Origin of the sequence: Pseudoalteromonas sp. XMcav1-K, from assembly GCF_044005875.1 — a bacterium.
In the GTDB taxonomy this organism is placed as follows: domain Bacteria; phylum Pseudomonadota; class Gammaproteobacteria; order Enterobacterales; family Alteromonadaceae; genus Pseudoalteromonas; species Pseudoalteromonas spongiae.
In genome coordinates, this window is the sequence record NZ_JBIPJE010000041.1 from 37,829 (window position 1) to 60,190 (window position 22,362).

Annotated in this window: 18 protein-coding genes; 1 reads left to right on the forward strand and 17 read right to left on the reverse strand. The window is 40.6% G+C overall.

Annotation, left to right across the window (positions count from 1 at the left end; translation table 11 throughout):
• Nucleotides 1-142 precede the first annotated feature (142 nt).
• From ACHSBP_RS09600 to ACHSBP_RS09660, 13 genes are all read right to left on the reverse strand, one after another.
• Nucleotides 143-937 carry a hypothetical protein gene (locus ACHSBP_RS09600; RefSeq protein ID WP_395388712.1) on the reverse strand — a complete coding sequence of 265 codons (795 nt, stop codon included), beginning with the start codon at nt 935-937 and terminating at the stop codon, nt 143-145.
• A gap of 554 nt (nt 938-1,491) precedes the next feature.
• Nucleotides 1,492-2,358, reverse strand: coding sequence for a restriction endonuclease (locus ACHSBP_RS09605; RefSeq protein ID WP_395388713.1), 867 nt, complete (start codon nt 2,356-2,358; stop codon nt 1,492-1,494).
• 99 nt (nt 2,359-2,457) lie between these two features.
• The gene (locus tag ACHSBP_RS09610; RefSeq protein WP_395388714.1) at nt 2,458-3,459 is read right to left on the reverse strand and encodes a YiiX/YebB-like N1pC/P60 family cysteine hydrolase; all 1,002 of its coding nucleotides are present in this window, start codon (nt 3,457-3,459) and stop codon (nt 2,458-2,460) included.
• A gap of 175 nt (nt 3,460-3,634) precedes the next feature.
• Nucleotides 3,635-3,799: a hypothetical protein gene (locus ACHSBP_RS09615; protein WP_395388716.1), complete on the reverse strand. Its 165-nt coding sequence runs from the start codon at nt 3,797-3,799 to the stop codon at nt 3,635-3,637.
• Nucleotides 3,800-4,223: 424 nt separating this feature from the next.
• Nucleotides 4,224-6,131 carry a RiPP maturation radical SAM C-methyltransferase gene (locus ACHSBP_RS09620; RefSeq protein ID WP_395388717.1) on the reverse strand — a complete coding sequence of 636 codons (1,908 nt, stop codon included), beginning with the start codon at nt 6,129-6,131 and terminating at the stop codon, nt 4,224-4,226.
• A 7-nt stretch (nt 6,132-6,138) separates the two neighbouring features.
• Entirely contained in the window at nt 6,139-6,768 is a 630-nt protein-coding gene (locus ACHSBP_RS09625; RefSeq protein ID WP_395388718.1) for a hypothetical protein, read from the reverse strand.
• Between the two features lie 487 nt (nt 6,769-7,255).
• Entirely contained in the window at nt 7,256-7,741 is a 486-nt protein-coding gene (locus tag ACHSBP_RS09630; protein ID WP_395388719.1) for a hypothetical protein, read from the reverse strand.
• A gap of 371 nt (nt 7,742-8,112) precedes the next feature.
• Complete coding sequence (gene cas6f, locus ACHSBP_RS09635) at nt 8,113-8,706, reverse strand: type I-F CRISPR-associated endoribonuclease Cas6/Csy4 (RefSeq protein ID WP_395388720.1); 594 nt, start codon at nt 8,704-8,706, stop codon at nt 8,113-8,115.
• Entirely contained in the window at nt 8,703-9,725 is a 1,023-nt protein-coding gene (gene csy3 / locus ACHSBP_RS09640; RefSeq protein WP_395388722.1) for a type I-F CRISPR-associated protein Csy3, read from the reverse strand. The genes cas6f and csy3 overlap by 4 nt, the downstream gene beginning before the upstream one ends.
• Nucleotides 9,725-11,776, reverse strand: a complete 2,052-nt coding sequence (locus tag ACHSBP_RS09645; RefSeq protein WP_395388723.1) for a type I-F CRISPR-associated protein Csy2 — start codon at nt 11,774-11,776, stop codon at nt 9,725-9,727. The genes csy3 and ACHSBP_RS09645 overlap by 1 nt, the downstream gene beginning before the upstream one ends.
• Nucleotides 11,777-11,779: 3 nt before the next feature.
• Nucleotides 11,780-12,958, reverse strand: coding sequence for a TniQ family protein (locus ACHSBP_RS09650; protein ID WP_395388724.1), 1,179 nt, complete (start codon nt 12,956-12,958; stop codon nt 11,780-11,782).
• Between the two features lie 34 nt (nt 12,959-12,992).
• Nucleotides 12,993-13,691 carry a hypothetical protein gene (locus tag ACHSBP_RS09655; RefSeq protein ID WP_395388726.1) on the reverse strand — a complete coding sequence of 233 codons (699 nt, stop codon included), beginning with the start codon at nt 13,689-13,691 and terminating at the stop codon, nt 12,993-12,995.
• Nucleotides 13,688-14,011 (reverse strand): helix-turn-helix domain-containing protein, encoded by a 324-nt coding sequence (locus ACHSBP_RS09660; protein ID WP_395388727.1) that lies wholly within the window; start codon nt 14,009-14,011, stop codon nt 13,688-13,690. Before ACHSBP_RS09660 ends, ACHSBP_RS09655 begins: the two co-directional genes overlap by 4 nt.
• 145 nt (nt 14,012-14,156) lie before the next feature.
• Here ACHSBP_RS09660 and ACHSBP_RS09665 point away from each other — a divergent pair, with 145 nt between their 5' ends.
• Complete coding sequence (locus ACHSBP_RS09665) at nt 14,157-15,251, forward strand: hypothetical protein (RefSeq protein WP_395388728.1); 1,095 nt, start codon at nt 14,157-14,159, stop codon at nt 15,249-15,251.
• Between the two features lie 206 nt (nt 15,252-15,457).
• On the opposite strand, the gene ACHSBP_RS09670 is transcribed toward ACHSBP_RS09665, so the two are convergent.
• The 4 genes from ACHSBP_RS09670 to ACHSBP_RS09685 form a co-directional block, all read right to left on the reverse strand.
• Nucleotides 15,458-16,270, reverse strand: coding sequence for a reverse transcriptase family protein (locus ACHSBP_RS09670; RefSeq protein ID WP_261626875.1), 813 nt, complete (start codon nt 16,268-16,270; stop codon nt 15,458-15,460).
• Between the two features lie 719 nt (nt 16,271-16,989).
• Nucleotides 16,990-18,882, reverse strand: coding sequence for a UvrD-helicase domain-containing protein (locus ACHSBP_RS09675; RefSeq protein ID WP_395388729.1), 1,893 nt, complete (start codon nt 18,880-18,882; stop codon nt 16,990-16,992).
• An 8-nt stretch (nt 18,883-18,890) separates the two neighbouring features.
• A complete protein-coding gene (locus ACHSBP_RS09680) occupies nt 18,891-20,843 on the reverse strand; it encodes an ATP-dependent nuclease (RefSeq protein ID WP_395388730.1) in 1,953 nt (650 codons plus the stop codon).
• A 504-nt stretch (nt 20,844-21,347) separates the two neighbouring features.
• Entirely contained in the window at nt 21,348-22,361 is a 1,014-nt protein-coding gene (locus tag ACHSBP_RS09685; protein WP_395388731.1) for a TniB family NTP-binding protein, read from the reverse strand.
• Nucleotide 22,362: the final 1 nt, after the last annotated feature.

The window sequence follows — 22,362 nt, forward strand, 5'->3', positions numbered from 1 at the left end:
AATTAAATTCAGAGGGTTACTTCCGCTTTGTGCCAGAAGCGGACAGACATAACGCCGCCATCAACTGCGTAGCGAACTGTCACTTTTTGTGCGTTTTGTGCACAAAAAGTGATAGTTTGCGGAGTCAGATTGCACGGCCTTGTTATGACTTAATTTGCGCTGAGTTGACTAAATATTCACGCAGGCCACGTATCATCGAATTAACTATATTCCAGTGCCCCAACAAATCAAAGTCTCTTGAGTGTTCAATCGGCAACATAGAAAGAGACCACTTTCTAAGAGCTCCGGTGCCATGAGCTTCTGGTGTCCGATACTGATTATCAAGTTGCTCTATATATGTAAATAGAACATCTAAAAAATTTGCGGGGTAGAAAGTACCTTCTTCCACTTGCTGTTTGGATAAACCATATATTTCTGATTGCTGCAGAGTATGCACTAGAGCTTCTTGCACTTCGATTGGAAAATCAGTCCACTCACTAGCTATTTTTTTAAAATTCTTTTTTCTACTTTTCGCTTTGCAATATTTTTGATAATTTTCAAAGTCCTTGATGAGAACAAGGATTCCCATATATTTATCCCAAAATGCTCTAGATCTAAATGTAAATGAGTTCAGGGCATCTAAGATATCTACTTTTCCTTGAAATTTATTGTAGTCATCAAGAACACTACCACCTTCAAGCTTTCCAGGTGCGAAATTTTGGTTCCAGCCCCCCCCAGATTTAGTTACATCCTTTGCCATAAATAAGTAGGTCATTTCTAAATCTATCAGAGCACTAAACACTCTACCTCTTTCACTAGTATTTTCGAGCTTCTTATAAACAGTGCAAAAATAATCTTTTTCTAACCCAGAACCAGCATTACTCTTTTTCCAGTAGGTATTTAATTTTAGATTTAGCTTCTTTGCGTCTTGTTTTGAGTTAATCTGAAATGTTTCCATACAATCTCTCGAAAGTCATAACAGTGTATTAGCGTGCATTTCGGGTTAAACCGAGAGTGAAAATGTAAAAAACACAAATGCATGCTAACTTTTTATTAATAAAGTCATAAAGTTAACAGGTAAATTTTTTAATGTCTAAGTGAAATTCATCTGTAGAAAACGAGCATTGAGATATTCGAGCCTTAGATGGCACGATATGTAAAATTTAAATTTTAATACAATCAGATACTTATTATTTGTACCTACTTATTCGAGCCAAAATAGAGATTACATAACGCGCCATTTTTATATGTTTTCAGATAAATTTACTTATCACTGTTTTTATGGACGGTTTTAAAGCATGATTCTTTGAACCTAATCAATGACCGTTATTCGCTCATTGCTGTCGGATACATAATGAAATTCAGAGGGTTACTTCCACTTTGTGCCACAAGCTGTCATTCGTAACGCCTTGCACAGCCGCCGGCAAAATTGGCGCTTGTTTTGCCGCGTTTATGGCAAAAAAAGTGACACTTTTGACGGTCGGTTGCTACCACTTGTTAGGCTTTTCTACATTATCTTCGCTGAACATGTTCTACATCATTAGAGCTAAAATCTTTAAGGATAAGTTCAACTACTTCATCACCGTGAGATATGACTTCTTCACTGTATGACTCAACATAATATGTTGCTACTATTCCCATAATTTCTACAAGCTCTTGTTCAGAAGTACCCTCATTGACATATAGATATTTATTTTCCAGTGCAATTTTTTGCGTGTAAGGGCCGCCTTCTTCTTTGTCAATGGTATCCAATGACCTTGGTAAGAACCATCTCATTTCTTCAGTTGATACCTCTCCATTCTGATCTAATAAACAGATATCAGCTCCTGATGGAATAGAAAGCTTCCCAGCCTGATTTAAAGCTTCAAGTCTTTCTTCCTGTTCGGGGCTATTTGGCTTGATTAATAGCTCAGCCGTAAGCGGAGTCTCCTCACTACTTGAAACACTTCTGGCAACAATATTTAAGTGAATATCCTTTATTCGGTTTTCCCAATCCTGTTCAATCGGCTTTCTCAATATCTTTAGCCCAATACCATAATGCTCAGCAAAATCTTTGGCACCACTTTGATAGCCAGTCTTCGTCACCATCAAGCCATTTGAATTTCCTATATCATGTAGTACAGCGAAAAAGTTCCTTACTTTCTCTAGAGTCAAAGATGAGGCATAATTTTTACACTCTATGAGCACTTTATGTTCCACGCCGGCTTGCTTAAATTTCCACAAAACATCAATTTGATGCTCTACGCCGGATTTACCTTTTAATGAAACATTATGCTCGACATCAATATTATTAACGCCTTCTTTTGCAAGTATGGCCTGATATATTGACTGGGTTAATTGTTCGTACTGAATTGATTGTGAATATAGTTCAGCGTCCATGTTACTCCCTTTTTCGGTCTATGATTTATGTGAGCCTAACGCCCGCATTTGCGGCTGTTTTGTAGCGCAGCGGAAAAACAGTTCGACAACATGCGCTTGTTAGGTGTTTTCCAGCACATACTCTGCGGCATTAATATTGTCCAATGTGTTCTCAACGAGCTTCTTATATAAATCAAAATGTATGGAAGCATACTCTAGTTTATGAATTTCATTTATATAAAAATATTGTTCAAGATTACCTTTGTAAAGCGTAAGCCTCTCCTGGGCTCTGTCTTTCTCAGAACTTGCCACCTCAATCAACTCATCAATAGACAAAGGGAGATTGATAAATATTCGCCCATCATAACGCCATGCATTTTTTGTAGTCTCATACTCCCACATTGTTAAATACCCTGAATCTCTGTAGATTTTGGATATTTGCTGGTCATGCACGGGATTCTCAATCACATATTGTGTAATTTGTTCAAGAGTTTGAATGTCTTTTTTAGTCAGCTTTCTAACTTTTGAAAGAATCTCATTAGTTATATATGACTGTTTCTCAATCGGGTTTTCACTGTTCGCAAAATTGATCTCTTCATCCGTTGCCTTTCTCGCCTTCCCTAGAACCTCTTGGGTACTTTGAGATTCGAGAATTTCCTGAGGCGTACAAAAAGAAGCATTATCTACTAACTCAATACCAGCATATTCGTATGCTTGTGCTACTAGCCTAGAGCAAAACTGCCTATTCTCATTTTCCTTTTTACTTGCTTTCAGTTTTGCATTGACTGCACTTCTTACAGAGTATTTTGTACCTATCTTTGACCTCGCGAAAACACAAGCTTGGTTTATTGTTTCTTGATTACATTTTACCCTTATAACAGTCACGTTTTCAGATGCATCAAACAGAAGCCTTTGCAGATTACCTGAATGAACACCGTCAGAATCAGAATGTATATAGCTACCAGAGCCTACATAAAGAATTGCATGTGAGAAATTACTTCCAGTCGATTTTCTTACAACTTTGCTAGTTGCTGAATTTTCATTTGTAAGAAGAATATCGCCCTTCTCTAGTTCGCTAATAGGAATTATGTACAACGGCTCGCTCCATACTTGATAAAACACCTAACGCCTCAATATGGGGCGTAAAAAGCTTGGCTAAAATTAGCGAAGAATGAGCGCCAGCCAAGCTTTAGACGTCCCACACATAATTGACTTGTTAGGTATCGCTAGCAAAAATTTCTGTTCTTATTTTTTGCCACTCTTCCCACACATTTTCTGAGTCAATATCCGCATAGCCTCAATTTTCCGCAGTTGCTACTGCAACACCCTCAGGAACTAGAACGTATGAAGAAGAATCTTTTATCTTTAGAACCTCCGCTTCTGTCAACTCTGCTTCTTTTAACTCTTCTGCACGAATGAGGAGAGCAACTAAAGGCGGGATGTAATCTTTAATTTCTTTCATTAAATGCTTCCATATTACAGTTGTCCCTTTAGATTCCTAACAATTTAATAGTGCGCAAATCGCGCATATTTCTACCACGCAACGGCTCATTTTTCTGATTACTACTTTCTATCAAATTAGCTAACTTTTTGCTAGCTAAGAAAATTTTTTAAGCTGGCAAAGTGCTCTGAGGACAAAAATGCGCAAATTGCTCATTTTCCTGAATAGAGGGGAACGTTGTAAAACTTGGATATAATAACAGTATCAAAAGAAAATATTTAATGTCCGTAATTCGCTCATTACTGTCGGATACATAATTAAATTCAGAGGGTTACTTCCGCTTTGTGCCATTAGCTGACAGTAGTAACGCTTTGCTCACCGGTAAATTTCGAGCACAACGAATAAATTATGCGCGTGCAGTAATGTGTTATATTTTACTCGTTGTCTAAGGTTGACCAACGGTCTCTGCCATTTCTAATGCTCTGTTATTAGATAGTGCTCCCCTAGGCAAGCCCAGTCCAACAAACGTATTATCATCTTGAAAGACTAGCTTTCTTTGCAATAAAGTTGAAATGGCTTTTCTTACTTGCGACGATGTATATCTCCCTTCGAATGTATCTATTAGATAATTCAATCCTCGAATTTTTGTTTCTAACTCTTTATAAATATTTGAAGCTATAGCGTCTAGACTAAACTTCCGCACAGATTCATTTCGTGTATCCAAAAACTCAAAACATCCGTTTTCATTTATTTCATAGATAAGAAAGCTATTATTTTTTCCGTAAAATTTTGAGTTCCATTGTTGCATAAGACTAATGATTAATTGATAACTCTCTCGGAGTTTAGGCGTGACATCATATTGTTGCTCAAAATAGTAACAGTAATCTGAAATGGAAAATTTAGTTGAGTCTATAAAGCCCTTAGAGAATATTAAATTGTAGAATCTATGCGGAACTTCCGACTTTGATACACCACAAACTAATCCCTTTTGAAGAGGAGCAAACCTAGTAGTAAGAACTTCGACTACAGTAGCGGGAGGTTGTAAATGGAATAAGCTTGGGATTTGATCAATCATTGTCTCGTAAGACTCCTCATCGTCAAATGGGAAACCGAACAAGAAATTGTAGTGTACAATTATTCCGGATTGAAGGCCTAGCTTCATGGTGAATATGTTCTGAGCAGCAGTGACTCCTTTCTTCATTCTTTTTAATATTTTCGTGGAGAAAGTCTCAATTCCCGGTTGTATTTCTGCAAAACCTGCCTTTTTTAGCTTATCCATTTTTTCAGAATTAATGTTGGATTTTAGCTCGCAGGTAAAATTAATACCTTTCTTGCCTGATAACTCTGGCAGCAAATCATCGTAGTATTGATGGGGTAAAATATAATCAATAAATCTAACTGTTGATATTGAGTGTTTATCAGTATTCGAAGCAACCTCAAAAAGAACCTTGTTTCGCGACTTGTATGTATAAGTAAGATCTTCCTTATCAATACCACAAAATACACAATGACTCTTTACACCCCACCAGCACCCCCTCGATGTTTCATAAGGAACAACTCGCCAATCAACTTTAATCTTTTCTTCAGAATCTAACTTTAACAATATATCTTCATAATCATCGAAGTCCGGAGCAGGTGAGTTTTCAATTGGATAATCATCTACATGTTGAGGTTCTCTACAAGAAACATCCAAATGTCTCACAATGCTTCTTTTTTTATTATGGGCATACTTTGCCAATCGAACAATCTCATTTTCACCTGGTCCAGTTACTACACTATCAACAAAGTTAAATGCATCTAATATGTTCTTACCAATCGGACCTTTTAATGCGTAACCTCCAAATGCTATGGAAATACTTGGGTTTATTTCATTAATTAGCTTAGATAAAGCTAAAGACGGAATTGTTTGATCAAATAAGCAGCTAAATGCAACAAGATCTGGATTAAACTCCAATATACTTTCAGCGCATTCCATTAAGTACTTAGGTATGATTTTATTTCTGATTTGTAAGATGTAATTAAAAACATCTTGCTTACATGCAAACCTTTCATCATTGACCCAATCATTATTATGGCTCCACAATGAATTAACTATATCTTCTAAAATTTCTTCTTGGTGACTAGTGAAGCTATTATCTAAAACACCAGAAAATATAAAGTCATTTAGGGCAAATACGTCAGCAACTCTCGTATAAGATTCAAATTTTAGATACTTTAAAAGCTTAAGATTACAGTACTCAACTTTTACATTGATTCTCTCGCGTTTTAATGATGCTGACAATATAGATGGTCCAAGAGCAGGCTCTTGGACCATGGCCCACGGCATAACTACAACACTAACTCTTTCATTCATAGTTAGATCACAAGCGTTCAAGCCCAGAATAATCTAGCACCCTAGGTCCTGCTGTACGATCTACGTTCTTAGCTAAAATAACCCCTATTGCTACTGCAATTATAACGCTGGCTGTACCTATACCAGCATATGGTCCGTAAGGGTCAATTTGAATCGGCGGGTCATTAGGGTTTTGCCTCGGAAATGGAATTCTAGGACCGTCATCAGGTCCTAAAATAATCCCCGGCTCAAAACTAAGACTTCTTCCGTCTAAATGCTCTTTAGTAAGTCGTAGCGTTTCCTCATCAAACATGGACTTAACATCAATATCGCTTAAAAATTGAATTGATTCCTCACTCAATTCAACACCTAACTTCTGTGAAAGTGGAGCAGGTGCACTGACTAGTTGGGAGACATACTTCCCATCGTTAACAACTTTAGAGAAATATTGTGACAACTCATCTACAACACTAGGACTTTCTGTTGTTATCGCATTTTTAAGAACGGACGATACTCTCTCACTTACATCCTGAGATATTTCAATTTTCTCCTTGTTAAGCACTTCTCTTGCTTCTTTTGATGCCTCTTCCAGGCTTATATCTCTTAGTAAAATCTCTCTAAGAGTTAAGGCTGAATTTATATCTATACCCCTTTGCATGTAGAGTTCCTCTATTGATTTGCGTTGAAAATTCTTTGCCCTTTAAAAATAAAACAGCTTATTAGTGTGAATTCCCGACAAGTCCAAATCAATTCCGTGAACCATGTATCCGCATACACTAATTTTATTTGTTATATTTAGTAAACTAGCAGCATCAAATGTTAAAAACAATGCTTCTGAAATTGGAGAAAGATAGAATTGAGATAACCGAGAATTACTTTGGCTCGCTATATAAAAAATTGCCTATGTAACTCACTAATATTTATATAGTTTAATTTTCAATTTCGTAGTAAACGAGAATGTTCTAGACTTACACTGCTAGCAATCTTCTTCAACTTTATGAAAATACGCTTGTGATTAAGTTTATATACAGTTTTGAAAAATAACTTTGTAGTTGTTAATGATTTGAAAAAATCAATTTAACGTCCGTAGTTGGCTCATTACTAGCTCTCAGGTATTGTATTGATTCTAGTTTAGTGCACTCTTTTCAACCCATTATTTTAAAGTACTCTTCTTTCCATTCTTCAAAACCAGAACGTGATAGCTGGCTAAAGTTTGGATCAATAAACTGTCTCTTCAAGTCACTGAATAAGTCATAATGTGGGGCTAAATTAATATCAATACAATATGTCTGTAAAAAAGGCCTTCTATCTACAATATCACTACTTAGCTCTTCCTCGCACAGAGTGTTGTATTGCTCCGAAGTAAGATCAATTAATGTACCATCAACTTCCAGCCAACAATGCCCAATCATTTCATTCTCATCCCTTCCAGATATATAACCTACAACTAATTCAATAGACGTATATTTTGTATTTTTAAATATGTGTAAAGCCATAAGATAGCAGCTGTTATAACAATCCATGACAGGGAAATCTTCTGAGATAAACATCAGAGATTTAAAAGGGTCTCTTGCACTGTCCCTTAGCTTTAAATAGAAATCATTGACCAGCTTGTATAGAGTTAATTTCATGTTACACATAGAAAATAGAGTATTAGATAATCATCTATAAATCTGGAGAATATATCAATACATTGGAACAAAAAACCCCATTAAATTCTGGGGCTTTTGAATTGTTCTCTGCCTTTTCGGCAGTAGTATGTCACACGATGTGGTTGTTAACTTCCTGGCCTAATTTCAGCTACCTATGCGGCAGGTCACAGTAATTTCCTGAAACGGATGCTTTGTTTGCTATTTCCAGCTGCCTATGCGGCAGGTCACTATTAAAATTAGCTTAAAACTTCATAAGTTCCATACGATTGTCCTAACTTTTAACGAATAACCTTTGTTTTATCGCCAGTTCGTAACTAATTGATATACAAAACTACTAAAGCAATTGAGATTTAATAGGTTAACAACGGTACACTGCCTTTGTATTCTTTGTTTGTTGCAAAGCCATAACTGTTATACATGTTTTGTATTGAGTCTGCTTGCTCTAACCTTAGATGCAGTACAAAGTCGTTTTGATTACTTTTGCTGGCAATGGGAATTTTATGAAATGTGCTAATCTCTGTATCGCTCGGCACGTACTGTGGAATGTACTCCTCACCGCGTGCTTCGGCTCTGCGTTTCGCGCGTTCCATTCGACGGCGCTTTTCGCCTATAAATAACTTTCCTAAGCTTTGGTCGCGGATAATCTGTACTTCAGGGGTATCCACTGGTACTGGCTTTAAAGCTGACATTTCAAACAGCTTGTCATGGGTCATCATTTCAAAGTAGTTTTGCTGACTTAGGTTTTTAAGTGCGGCTTTATCCTCACTTACAAAAGCTATCTGATTGCCTAGGTGTTTGTCGGTCCATTTGGGGAAGCTTACACCAATGTGGTTGTAGCTTCGTTTGTTCATAAAACCGTGCAATATACCAATGCAGCGGCCTGCCAATAAGGTTACATCACAATTTTCTGGTAGGTAAGTAATGGTGAAATAAACTCGACTCATTCTTTGGTCCTTTGGAATAACCCGCCTTTGATTAGAACTGCTGCGATGTAGTGAATATGAAAGACTTGCTCTTGGTTTTTTAGGCCATTTTGCTCCATTTCTTTTACATATAGCGCCACTTTTTTTAGCAATGAATAAAAATCTAAACTGTTGCTTGGTGCGCGCCTGGCAATCACGTTTTTGTAATCTGCGCCGTATTCGTGAATTCTTAACCGCTTACTTGCGTCTTCATCGTACCAGTCGTCAATCATTTGAATAGCAGCCCCCACCTTTTGAGAATGAAAGCAGGCTGCGTCTTTACCCGCTACTTGGGTGTAAGCGTAGGTTCTTGCTACGTCATCGTTTTCCGCAAATGACTGGCTTGGATAAATCTCTTGCCCAAAGTAGGTGTCGAGCTTGGCGGTTACTTCTAAAAAGCAAAAGCTATATGGGTCTTCTAGCCCTGTTTGGATCACTTCTGTGAGTGTATGCAACGCATCTTCAGCCTCGCGCCATTTGCCATTCCAGTGTAAACGGTTTGCTTTGGTAATACTTATAGGGTCAAACCCTTCGCCAACTATCTCTAAATCTACATTGGGTGATGTTTTGTTTCGCCATAACCACTCACACATGAGAATGTTTTTGGCATAGCGCTTTGCCAACTCCCCAAAGCCGCCATGCAACTTGTAGGTGTTCATAAAACGTGTGAGCCAATAACTTACTTTTGGCTCACCACATACGTTAGGCTCTAGGCTATTTGCTTCGACTCTGAGTGAAAACCGGCAATAGAGTTGCTGTACCGTAGGTGGTACATAGCAAAGCTCTATGGTGTGCGGGTTACCAAAGGCCAAGTCTTGTGGTGCTAGCTCTTTGGGGATTGCTTCATTTTTGTAGGCTTCGGCGAAGCCTGACTTCTGGCCACGAATTTTTTGTCGTTCAATTTGTAGTGGCTCAAAGTCACTTTCGGGCGTTTTATAAAAGAACACCGCCTTACCTGACGAAAGTGAGCGGGTGTATGAGAGCTGGCGCGGAAGTTTCATTAGTCGTACTCAAACTTAGCTTTTTTCATAAGCATAGATGCTTTTTTACAATGCATGGCCCAAAACCCATGATTAAAAAAATGCCGAGCGCCAGATAGCCGAACCGTGACCGCATCTACACATTCAAGCAACCCAATAACAGGTTCAACATAGCAATGTAACTTCGTAATTGAGCCTTGCCTTGACTGTGGTTCTTCAAGGGCTAAGTAACCCAATGCCGCTGGTCGCATAGTGGGCCGCAGCGCTAACTGCTCAGCCAATTCTTCAAAACTGCTCACTTCAACCAATGTGGGATATAACCACGAACCACCTTTAGGCAGCGAGCGGATACGCTCATACAATGCCAGTGGCTTTGCATAAACTTGGCACCAATCAACTTGATCATATAACGATGGCGGATGAAGCGTACCACCCGCATAGCGTGATGGAAATGCTGCTTTTAGTATGTTTTCAGACAAGTCATTAGCAACGGCTTGATTGTTGGTTTGCACCCTAAACACCAAATCAAAACATATATCGCACTTAGGTATTTGCATAATTGCCGAACGCAGCGGCACACGCGTTTGACCGTCTTTTTTGAGCTTGTTGGGCTCTGGCAACTGCTTGTTATTGTGCAGTTGGTACGAGCGAATATACACAGCCACACCAATCACATGTACGCCACTGCCTAACAGATTTTGCAGCTTGCGTTGAAATTGATGCCCCAAACCTTCAAGCGCGGTGATTGACGGTATACCCAGTAGGTAAGGGTTCGGCATTGCCTCGGCGTTATAGACTCGCAAATTCTGACAATGCACGTACTGAATATGCTCCGCCTCAAGCTCGTCCTCTTGGTTATTTTGATTCGATAGCACATAACTAAGTTGCGCTTTTAAGATAGGCATTATTTCTGGGTGATAAGCATAACGCTTTAAGTATTTAAACCCACTCATTTGTCTGTTTAACTCTTGACTTAGAACAAGCTCTAACTGCTTGTATTCTTGCATGGCTAAAAGCTTTACTGGCTCTGGACCTGAATCATTTATCGCTCCACTTTGCGCTAGTTTGATAAGCTTTTCTAACCAGCCATAAAGTGCTGTTCGTAACGCCTTAGTTGCCACAATACGTGCCAAGCGCTTTTGCCTAAGCGTATTAAATGGCTTAGACTTTGACAGCACCAGCAAAGCCTCACTCACTGTTTTGCTATTTAATGCCGCCACATTAAAAAGCCGTTGCTCGTCTTGGCTGTAGTAGTCGTTAACGGTTGTCGCACTGTAAGTTTTGGCGAAATACTTAAGCACGTTCACTCTGCCGCCCAGTGCGCTTGGCAATTCACCCACATTTGCAGGGCGATTGTGCTCAATGATCCCGCGTTTAAGCAAACCGCTGCGCGTTGCCATTTGCAGCGCAGATAAAACGGCATGACTCGCAACGGGCGATACACTCAAATAATCTTGCTCTATTGGAATAAGTAACTGAGGGGTGTAATTACTAATTTGCTCGGGCAATTCTTCACTAGGGAGCTGCGCCGCTATTTGCTCACACACTGCAATCACATCTCTTTTTAATAACCCTAGATCTCTAAACTGTGCTACCCAAAAAACCTCTTGCTTTGCAAGCATCTGTGCCAAACACACATATTCACCACGCCAAACAAAGCCTGTTAAAAACAACTTAGCATGATTAATTCTAGCGCTGTCGTGCGACCAGCCAAATTGCGCTGGGTAACTGGCACTGCTGACTACCCTATGCCCATCATCAACTACTTGCGCCAATAGCCTTTGGTGGCTGACTCGAATATCAGGGTATTTTAAATTATGGGTGTGATACCACTTCACTTCATCGATACAGGTCTTAAGGTGTTGCTCATCACACAACGCGGCTTTGGCGGCACCCACACTCGTTAAGTCTTTGATGTCTTTTCGCTTGTAGGTGAGGTTAATTAAAATCACCAATGCTTGAGGTTCACTCCCTGTAATATCAACATGTTCAGTGTAAGGTGCAAATGCGGCTCGTAGCGCTTGGGTAAGCTCTTTGCTTGAGGTATTTTGAAGTAGTGTGTGCAGTTCCATTGATCACCATGGTGGTACAAATTGTTGTTGGTTATTAGGCATGTTTGGTGCAAAAGACTGTTGTAGTTCAATAACCTGCCTGAGATAAAACACATTATCGCTCGGCTTTAAAAAGGTATTCTTTTTAGGTGGTTGAGCCGCTGCTAAAAAGCCCTCTTCGTATAACCTAAATACTTGCTCGGCACTTGTGCCAATAATGACTGCGGCATCGAGCATAGAGAGTAGTAGATCACCTAAGTTTGGGTGCTTTTTCTTAGGGTTTTGCTCTACTAGCTTGGTTAAAAACGTAATGACGGCTAACTGCACCGTGTTGTAGCCTTGTGAGCCAGCGCTGGCCAATTTGCTGTCTTTAAGCAAGCTACCAAATACATCATTAAATGGTGTGTGGTTAAACGGCCTAAGCTGCTTTACTTTCGCAAGTTCAGCAGTGTTACTTAGTTCATCCTCAAATCCGCTGGGCCAGTTAGAAAAGTAGCTTACAAACAGCTCGCTAAACTCATCGTCATCATAGCTGATAGCTCGCCACTGGCTAAACCAAGCCAGAAGCCCGACAAGTTTTGCAACGGCATTTGTTGCAAGGGCATTTGCCAATTTTAAATCTGCTTGATTTGCCTTTGGCCCTTGCTTGATTGCAGCACCACACTCACACTCTAAAAACGCCTCAGACACTCTATAATCAATTTCAGCATCACATTGCCTACATTCTCTAGTTAATTGTTGATTATGCTTATGACAGGCTTTATAGGCTCTTAAATACCAAAGGTAAGGTATATGCGCATCTTGCTTTAAACATTCAGTGCAAACAGGAATCCCTGACTTTCGAAGCAAATGGCGAGGCACCAATAACCCACCACGAGAAACCGCCGTGAGAGCACCAAACTGTGTATTACTGCGAAGCCAACACAAGTTAAGCTGCTCAGACGCTTCAACCCCTGCTAACTGCGCAACCAACCGCAGCGCTCGAACTCGAAAATTACTCGACTGAGATGCCTTATACACATCAACCGATTGCAACTCGTTTGGAAAAGCTCCCTCAAGCTCATGATCTTGCGCTAACAGCCAATCCCACAAAATATCAGCCATATCAGCAAAACCAAGGTAACCATTGTCTTGTGACAAACGAAGCAAGTAGCTTTCAATGGTTTCATCAGGGTAAGGAGCTGTTTGAGAAAGGAATTGCATTTAAAACCCAAACTAAGGAAAACTTAGTTTAGGTTTAGTTCGTATTTATTACTTCGTCAAATTCATTTGGGTTTAATATGAACGCTTTGCTTTTGGAAAAAATAAACAAGCTTTGATATTTCAAAACTAGAACGAAATCAAAACCATCTCCCCAGTATAAGCTAAGCTTATCTTCGGTAAATTTCAGGGCTTTTTCGTAGCTTAGGCATGGGCTTGAATGATTATGATAAGCTAGCAAACAGTTTGAAGGGTATTGAGTATAATGTGACTTGAGTTTTTTATGCTTCTTCAAAATGGTGTCGTAAACAGATTGGGCAAACTCACGCTCAACACTGTCTCCCATCCAAGGAGCACCGGTCAGCTGATTCCTCGAAGCAACTTCCTTTAATTCTTGCTTCGTTCTCTGCGGTTGTTTCCACTTAAAAAGTGAAGGATCTACCACGTTTGCTTGCGGCAAAGTCAAAGCCTTATCGTGATCTGGATGGATTATTTCAGTTAATTCAACTCCATAATTAGCTCCAGCCATCTCAACGTGAAAATCCGGTTTTTCTCTTTTTGTCACATTGAGCGGTAATTGCACCTTGTTAAAGCAAAAAAGTAGATTCAATGATTCACGAAAAACCCATTGCTCACATTGCTCTGAAGTTCTACCTTTTCCTCGTGGCAAAACTTTTACCTTTAGCTTCTCAAGTATCTCTTGCAACTCAATTTGAGTGTTAGCTGTGAAGTTCATAACGATAAATCTGACTCACCAGAGTTATCTTTCGCTATTTGAATAATTTGATTTCTCGCATCTTCACTCATATTACTCCACCCACGTATTAGTTCGGCTAGTTTATCTTCTTCACAATAAAAATAAGCCACAGGCACGCCCAACTCATCTGCAATACGTTTCATCGTAGTAAAGTCTGGTGCATGCTTACCTTTTTCGTACTGGTTCATTCTTGCGCTGGCCGTGTTGGGCTCCATACCTAAAGCGATGCCTAATTGCTGTTGCGTGTAACCAGCAGCTTTGCGGGCTTCTTTTAGGCGTAAGGGCGTTGGTGATTCCATGAGTACCTTAGCTACTAACTTCAATAGCTAAGATTCTCTTAGTATAGCGTCCACTTTGGTACTAAGGAATACTTAGTTAAGTAAGATGTATTTTTTTAAGTATATTTTTAAGCCAACTGTAATAAAGAGCACAAGGAATGAAGAATTGCTCATTTTTGCACACAACAAACTAGGTAAACTAGTCTCTATTAATGACGTTCCGAATGGCAAGTTATGTCAATGCACATGTCCTGGCTGTGATGATGAACTCGTAGCAAGAAATAGAGGAAAGATAAAAGCCCACTCCTTTGCGCACACCTCAAAGCCTGAGGAAAGCTCTTGCTTAATGACGGCTCTACATAGATTCGCTCAAGAATATTTAGCCGCTCAAGAGCAAATATTACTTCCTTCAGTTAAATATAAGCACATGGGGAAAACCAAAGTACGGCCCCCAAAACTCGTCAAAATATTACAAGGTTCGGTAGAGTCGCCCTTGGATAAATACAAAATGGATGTTGAACTTGAAACATCAGTGGGAAAAATATTCATTGAAGTTAAAGTCACTGCTAACTGTAGCGACGAGAAAGTAAGCTATATAAAAAGCAACAAATTAGCGACGTTAGAAATCGACCTATCTCAATTTCTTGAGCAGTCCATAGAAGCTGTTATTGATGCGCTTCGCAATGTAGAGCCTTATTCGACTTGGATTTATAGCTGGTGTGATGAAGCCCTCAAAAATGAGATTGAAAAAGAGATCGAAGCCGAACGGGTCGCTGCTCAGCAAGCATTAGAACGGGAAATTAAGCGTAAAAAGACAACTGCCAAAAGAGCAATAAATAATCTAATTAGAAGTGGTACTATCGGTCTACCCGCAAAAGAGCTTCCATTTACAACGTTGATTGAGGCCAAGAAGTACCAATTGCAAGCGAAAGTACTCAATGCAGGCTCTTGGAGGTTTAATAACTTCCAAGTTATGATTGATACTGAAGATTATATTTTAGCAACTTGCCAAATGCTCAGCAAAAAAGGTAAAGAAGCTAATAAGCTATTTATATTTTTCCCGTATAGTGCTGAAGCGTTACGTGACTTTAAACCCATCCCTAATTCGGCGGTTTTATGCCGATTGTTTAGGAAGGGAAGCTATCCTTATAAGTGGCTATCATTCCCTGAACCAAGCCCACACAAACTAAAAAAGGCCCAAGACAAAGCTGAGCAGGCAAAAAGAGAATCCCTTGAATATTTCGAAAATTACTCATTATAAGAGAAGAGCAAGCCTTCAACTTAACAGTCTACCCTTAAAGTATAATCAAAACCTGACCATCACGAATGTACCAAAAGTGGACATTCAGCTATACGCGTTTATGCCCCAAAACGAGTTAACGTAAATGCTCTAAGGGCGACTTTGAGCGAGAAACAGACGCACTAGAACATTTTTGGACAAGAGGAAGCTGGCTAACCAGCTTTTCATCATTTCTCCAACCTTAATAAATGCCGAAAGATTGATTCGTAACGTCCGCTAACCTGAGAAGCGGAACTTAACATCCCGAGAAGCTTCGCCTTGTTTTCAGGCTTTAAGGTTCCTTCGATATACTTGACGTATAACCCGTGGATCGCTTCATGGTGTTTATTTTGGACTTGTAAGCCTATGTCATTAATTGCGACGCCAGTTACTAGCTTGGTCTTTTCGGGAGGACTAGAGAACTCTTTATGATACTGATAACCGTAACCGTGTATTAGCTTCTTAACCTCCCAAATAAAAGCCCCAGGGACAACCTTTCCAGAAAACGTTAAGTCGTCAACATAGACCGTAAAGGTTATCTGATTAGTAGCGGACAACTCGCCTATTTTTTCAAACATCGGCAAAGACGAAAAGAACGCTAAGATCTGACTTAAAGGACTCCCCGTCGGGATATGACCATTAACACAAGCTAGATTTGTAAGTATTTTTGATACGTCAGGCGAACAGAATAAACAGGTTCTGAAAAACTGATAGACGGCTTCTCGTTTCGTCGACGGGTAATATTTCTTAATATCTAGTTTGACCAGCGCGGAGCCTTTTACGTGGGCCTTGGCGTTCGTTATATGAGATTTTTTCTTGATCCCTGAGTGGAGGTATTCAGGAGTTTCTATTCGCTGTAAGAGCTTAAATAGCCTCTTGTGGACTTGCTCTAAAATTGACTTCGGGACTTGGACTTCTCGGTCTTTTCCGTTCTTTTGGATAGTGAATATTCGGAAGTTATTTTCGTCTTCGGATAAGTTCAGTAAGACTTTAAGATCCATACCGAGTAACTCGGCTAGCTTCCTTTTTGCCTGTAATTTATATAAGGGCGATTGATCTATCGGATAACGTTTCCGCGTTCTCAGTTCTCATTCCTCCAACGATATAGTTATCTAGAGGTCCCGAGCCATCACCCTCGACGAGCCACTCCAAAAAGTTACTTATCGGGTCCTCAACCCATCTATAAAATCTATAGAGAGCCAAGAGTTTAGTTAGCCATTTACATGGCTTGACTAGATGTTTAACGACTTTACGTCGCCGCATTCGGGTCTGTTCTTCTTTACTTGGGTTGTCTGTATCAGACATAACGTTATCCTCATAGTTACCGGGGCGATTGCCACCGTCTCACGCGTAACTTAAGGACGGGAGAAAAGAACAGTTTTTACCCTCTAGATTCCAAGACCGTTCGTTTCTCACCGAACGGCCTGCACGTCATTCATTGGTACATGTCATAACGAGTAATACGACGACACGACGAACGGATGAGCGCGCAAAGTGTTAGGGTTTTATCCCCACGGAAACTAACGCTTCCCAATAGTGTGAGATTATTCCCGTTTTCCAAGTAGTAATATTATGGGGGCGTTTATCTATTAATCAACACTAGGGAGTTAAATTTCTCTAACTTATTTTGGGACATAAGTGAATTGCAGATTTCACTCAATTAGCAGTTAAAAAATTAGAAAAGGTATTACATTACCCCCAAATGGGGCGACCAAATTCATTATACTACTACACTTGGTGGGATAACATACTCCTGAACACCGGCAGCCGACAACAACGAATAAAAATCTGCGATCTTGGTTCTTTGCCCTCTTTGCTGGCAATAGGAAAAAATAGCCCTTTGTTTAGCGCGAGACAGCGCCACAAAAAATGTCGATAGACCTTCGGAATCGCCGGGTCGATACGACCACCAAGCATTGTCATCGATCCCCATAAAAATAGTTGTATCGAATTCTAGCCCTTTACTTTTGTGGATAGTCATAAGCGGAATATGGTTAGTGCCTTCAAACTCATCCAGCAAGCCTGTCCAAGAATTTTGAGTATCAACGCAGTTTGTAAAAAACTCTTCAAGTGCTGCCAGGTTTATTTCAAGTAGATCTCCAGTCGCGTAACGAGAAAATGTTTTCCGAAGATCATTCAAATCAATAAAGGCAATAATTCGTTCAAAAACGAGGCGAGAACTGTCTGGTCTAAACGATTGCCGCATCAAGTCCTTGAGCTCAAAAATAAATAATGCTAGTTGACGTTCAACCTGTCTCAGTGCTTTTTCATCTTCTTTGGTTGTATTACGAAGCAGCTGTACATCTGCTGATAATTGATTCCAAGCATGCGCATTTCGATGCCCAAGCCCCAGTTTTAGCAGGGTAGAAAACAAAATGGTCAGTTCTTCGGCAAGTAAATCTTGTAATGTAGTTTGTCCTATTTTCACATTCTCATTTCGTAAGCTCAGTCCATGTTGAGCGAGATAATGAGATAGCTGTTGTTCATAATCCTCTGGTTTTTGGCGTACCAGAATAGAGTAGTTTCTTGGGTTCAGTGATCTACCTTGCATGTCATTGGCTATCCAATGAGCCAAATGAGCCGCCTCCTGATTTACGTTGTAACTACAACAAATCCAAGCGGCATCACCAGAAATTAAATTATTATTGCTTGTCTGAACCTCTCTCACTTCATGGTCAATAGCTCGTGCAATAACATGTTGTATCCTGACCAATTCAGACGAAGAGCGGTGATTTAGAAGCAGAGAATATCTCTGTGCCGAAAAGTCAGCCTCAAATTGATGAAACGCATCACTTTTAGCACCGGCCCAAGCCATTATTCTTTGCTTATAATCTCCTACGACTGTTACTTCAACCTCACTTGACTTAAAAACAGAAGATAGAAAATCATATTGAGCAAAAGTGGTATCTTGGAACTCATCCACAAAAACAATAGGGTATGATGCTCTAATAGATCTGCGAACATGATCATTAGTGCGAACAATACATTCAGCAAGTCGGTTTAGCGCCAGAAATGACATTCTGGAAATACCGTCAGCGTAATTTATCTGCTGGCTTAACCAAAAATCTAAAAACTCCTCCTCCAACCATAACAATCCGGAGTCTCCTATCCGCACACTCCCGATAAACTGATTCATGTTTTGGAGTCTTTGCATAATGTTATAGATACCCACCGCATTGCCAAAATTATTTCTGAAACTACTAATAAGCGACTTCTCTTGGCGAAAAGTTGGAAAGGATATTTCATATCGCTTTGATGGACGATGACGCTCAGGCAAGGCCATGCGAAATCGATCTACTAAATTCTTAGTGAAAGCGTCAAAAGTCATCGAGACAAATCGATTACTAAGTTCTTCTGGGCAACGCTCTTTCACTCTATCTGCGAGATTTTTTGCGGCATCAGTCTTAAATGAAATGGCCAGAATTTTTTGGTTTGGTGGGCATAGGCCAGTCTCAAGCAAATATGCAGCCTTTTGCGCTAAAAACTCTGTCTTTCCTGCACCTGGACCAGCGATAACGCTTGTAGACTCTCGTCGACTTAGTGCTTGCCAAGCATTTGGCTCAAGCTCGTCGATCCCTTTGGGCTGCCAGTGATCGGGTTGAATAAACTTCACCCTGCCCCCTAGCTTTGAAGAGCTACGTGAATCGACTGAACCAAAGCTCGCAGTTCTTCTGGCGCGTACTGGGCCAACTGATCTGACGGAATAGTCCCAAGCACTCGGATGTGTGTGCTAGGTTTACCTCTTCCTAAGAACAGATACCTGTACCAACGTAAGTCAAGTACGTCACCTGTGTAGAATTCTGGGTTTCCTTCATCTCCCATAACCGCACTACTGGGGTCACCTCGCATCGATGGTCCATTAGAGCTTTCATCTGGGGCAACTCGATATTGATCGGGAAATGCTTTCAGCATCGAATAATCAATGTCTAATGGGATTGAAAAATAAACACCGTAGCGCCTGAGAGCGTTAACCCAAGATCTAATGTTGGTCCAATCAGGAGCAGGACAAGTATCGAATGCAGCAAGATTATGTTGGTATCCTAATGGGTTGAGGTATTGCCCAAATATCTCACCTGGGGCGACTCCATACTCTATCAACTTGGCGACTGCGTTCTTGATCCTTCCCCAGCCACCGCCATGTCGCCCCCAATCCAGATCGAGTAATGTAATAAAAGGGATCTGTAAATCTGTTAGCAAACGCCACATGTGATTCACGTGACGTCCCCCTAACGGAACCATGGCGACAAAAGACTTGTCAATTGGTACACCCATTGCTTCTGATATTGCGGGAAGAATTACCTCCTCGGAAGCCCCCTCACCAAGAACCACTACCTTAGCGAAATACAACTCTGGATAGGCTCTCACCGCCTGCTGGATGTACTTTGCTGCTTCATTCTCTTCATCGGGTAAAGTCAGTTGACGAACGACGGTGGTGTTTGATTCTGTTGCTAGCCTGAAGTGCCTTACTTGCTTTGGTTGGATTCTGGCCAGGATGCTAGGCGAATGGCTGGATAGCACGGCCTGTGCTCTTAAGCCATGCGCCAGGCTACTGATCTGACTTATGATTCGAGATAGATAGTATGGGGCTAGGTTATTCTCCGGCTCCTCAAGCGCCAAAATAGTCAACGAAGGCAAGGGCAAATCTGCACCGAGAAAATCTTCACTCTCTGGTTGGGCTAAGATTTCAATTTCAACATCGAGAGTGGCTGAAGTCATTGCAATGTGAAACAGCGAACTTTGGCCGTCACTTAGTTCATCAATGCTCCGATCTCGCCCACTTTCATCTGGGTGTAGCAGTACCTCTACCTTGCGAACAAATTCTTCAAAGCGCAGGTCGACCGGACGAAACTTAGGTGTGCTATCAGTTCCAGCAGAATGCAGCTCCTGCCAACGCTCAGTGAGCTTTTCGGTAACGGTACTAATCGCATTTTCACCTTCAAAGGATTCATTTAACTCTGTGGCCTTTTGAGTAAAAGATGCTCGAACTTGTTCTGACCAGTTAATAGCCTTCCAAAGTCGGCCTTTCAGAAAGGCTGATACCTGAGAAACTGCACATCGTGTAGCTGGGACGTAAATCAATTGGATTCGAGAACGATCCGCTGGACGCACGTTGCAAAAATCACCCTCTTCAGGCTCACCCCATGTCGTAACCGCGCGAAACTGGCTCGTAATGTAACCATCTATTGAGCCATCATCTTCCCATTCCGCGTCCAAGCGCAAACGGCACTTCAATTTGCCGCCCTCATCTGTAACGCTCATATGGTGAAAGAAGTCTGGTATTACGGAGTGATCTCCGTCTTCATCATTCAGTTCAGGGAAAGCGACAATGGCTTCAAGCGTGAGAGTTCGCTTACTTGGTATTTCTGCTTCCAAAGAGGGAATATGAAAATCCTGACGACGGATCGTCCGCTGCTCGTTGGATATGCCGAACATTCGTTGCAAAGCCTGCATCAAGACCGTTTTCCCAGCACCATTTGCTCCAACCAGGGTGGTTAAATCCGGATCGACAGCTATGCTCTGACCTTCTGGTCCAAAGCTTCTAAAGTTCTGTAGGATTATTCTCTCAATATGCACAGCAGGTTCCCTCTTCTAAATATCCACAAATTTGGATGGAGCTTCTATTGTAAACTTTCAACTGACAAAGCACGGCCATGTTATCGCGGATCGGTTACTGGATCAAAAACGACCACCTTGGGGGGCCGTAATAAGAGTAACGTTGAAGTCGCTTCTAAGTAGTGTTATCAGGTTGGTTATACCCCTGACAGCTGTTTCCAAACTCTACGATAGTCATCTCCAGACATTGAAACACTGACGTCGTATGCCAAGGTGAGAGCAGGTAAAGTCATCACAAAAGCTCTACCTTAATGGCTTTATCGAAAATTGACGGCATCAGCGCTTCTAGCTCAAATGAAGCGGACAGAGGCTGAAAGTAGTTACGCTTCAAGGTCCAAAAATGAATTAGATCGCCTGTCCGTTGTTCTCACAGCTCATAGCTGACTTAAAAAATAAAAAATCCACTTTAATCATATATAAATTGCATTTGGAAATTAGACTTTAAGTTAAACTTAACTATAAGATTCACTTCTTCAACAACTGCACCAGTGGCACTCTCTCACAAAACTGGGTAGCTATAAATGGGTCTTCATCTTGAGGCCCATCAGGTTTAAACGTGGAATATTGTTCCACCTCACAACCCTCAATTTCATTAACACTCATCTCAAATACATTGTCGAGCTCAGGCCGCCAAGCCTTAAATGCAGAACTTAAACATTGCTTGTTGAGGGTTACTGCATCACAGATGAGTGCTTCAGTAAGCGCCGAGTCTAAGAAGTTTTTCAGCTTTCGAAGGCAACCATTTGAAATGGCAAAAAGCGATAATACAATATCCAAATCCTCAAAGCGGGGTTTGTCCGAAAATGGCAATCGATTTGCAAACCCCTTAAGAACACGAATAAATAGTTGAAGCTCTTTTTTCTCTGATATTTTAAAATAAGGAATAAAGCGGCGAATAAAAATACGTGATGACCACTGAGGCTCATCGGCTATTTGATCTATCCAAGGCATACCGACTAATACAATGGAGATCCCCGCTTTTTCATTAATGTATTTAAACTGATTTGCAATGTCTCGGCGCTTTTTACCGAGGTTGTTTTCAACAAGCTCTTGAAACTCATCAATAATAATTAGCTCCGTACCTGAGCGTTTTAGTTGCTCAACTAAACTTTCAGCCAACGCTATCTCATTGCCATGTTTAAGTCGTTTGCTAGATTTAGCACCAAACTGTCCAAGGTCGTGCAGCAACTGCTTTAAGGTGGATTCAATTGATGGGTTACTCGGTATTCGGCTCAGCAGTACGGGGACTTTGCGCCGGCCAGCAGCAAAGTGCGGTGGGTTGTTATCGTAATAATGTTTAATCAATGCAGATTTACCACAGCCAGTATCACCACTTAACATCATGCATGGCTTTTCACCTGCAAGGTCGTGATGCAAACGCAGTTTATCAAAATCTTTTATGATGGTCTTTGGTATAGTGTATTCAATAAACACCGCTTTGAATTTATTGAGTTTTGCCTTTTTAGCCTCGGTCAGCATA

Excerpts from the sequence above, each read along its gene's own strand:
- ACHSBP_RS09620 (WP_395388717.1), bottom strand. The coding sequence starts at position 6,131 with ATGAATGAAAGAGTTAGTGTTGTAGTTATGCCGTGGGCCATGGTCCAA.
- ACHSBP_RS09670 (WP_261626875.1), bottom strand. The coding sequence starts at position 16,270 with ATGGATCTTAAAGTCTTACTGAACTTATCCGAAGACGAAAATAACTTC.
- ACHSBP_RS09600 (WP_395388712.1), bottom strand. The coding sequence starts at position 937 with ATGGAAACATTTCAGATTAACTCAAAACAAGACGCAAAGAAGCTAAAT.
- ACHSBP_RS09605 (WP_395388713.1), bottom strand. The coding sequence starts at position 2,358 with ATGGACGCTGAACTATATTCACAATCAATTCAGTACGAACAATTAACC.
- ACHSBP_RS09645 (WP_395388723.1), bottom strand. The coding sequence starts at position 11,776 with ATGGAACTGCACACACTACTTCAAAATACCTCAAGCAAAGAGCTTACC.
- ACHSBP_RS09660 (WP_395388727.1), bottom strand. The coding sequence starts at position 14,011 with ATGGAATCACCAACGCCCTTACGCCTAAAAGAAGCCCGCAAAGCTGCT.
- ACHSBP_RS09655 (WP_395388726.1), bottom strand. The coding sequence starts at position 13,691 with ATGAACTTCACAGCTAACACTCAAATTGAGTTGCAAGAGATACTTGAG.
- cas6f (WP_395388720.1), bottom strand. The coding sequence starts at position 8,706 with ATGAGTCGAGTTTATTTCACCATTACTTACCTACCAGAAAATTGTGAT.
- csy3 (WP_395388722.1), bottom strand. The coding sequence starts at position 9,725 with ATGAAACTTCCGCGCCAGCTCTCATACACCCGCTCACTTTCGTCAGGT.
- ACHSBP_RS09625 (WP_395388718.1), bottom strand. The coding sequence starts at position 6,768 with ATGCAAAGGGGTATAGATATAAATTCAGCCTTAACTCTTAGAGAGATT.
- ACHSBP_RS09685 (WP_395388731.1), bottom strand. The coding sequence starts at position 22,361 with ATGCTGACCGAGGCTAAAAAGGCAAAACTCAATAAATTCAAAGCGGTG.
- ACHSBP_RS09630 (WP_395388719.1), bottom strand. The coding sequence starts at position 7,741 with ATGAAATTAACTCTATACAAGCTGGTCAATGATTTCTATTTAAAGCTA.
- ACHSBP_RS09615 (WP_395388716.1), bottom strand. The coding sequence starts at position 3,799 with ATGAAAGAAATTAAAGATTACATCCCGCCTTTAGTTGCTCTCCTCATT.
- ACHSBP_RS09650 (WP_395388724.1), bottom strand. The coding sequence starts at position 12,958 with ATGCAATTCCTTTCTCAAACAGCTCCTTACCCTGATGAAACCATTGAA.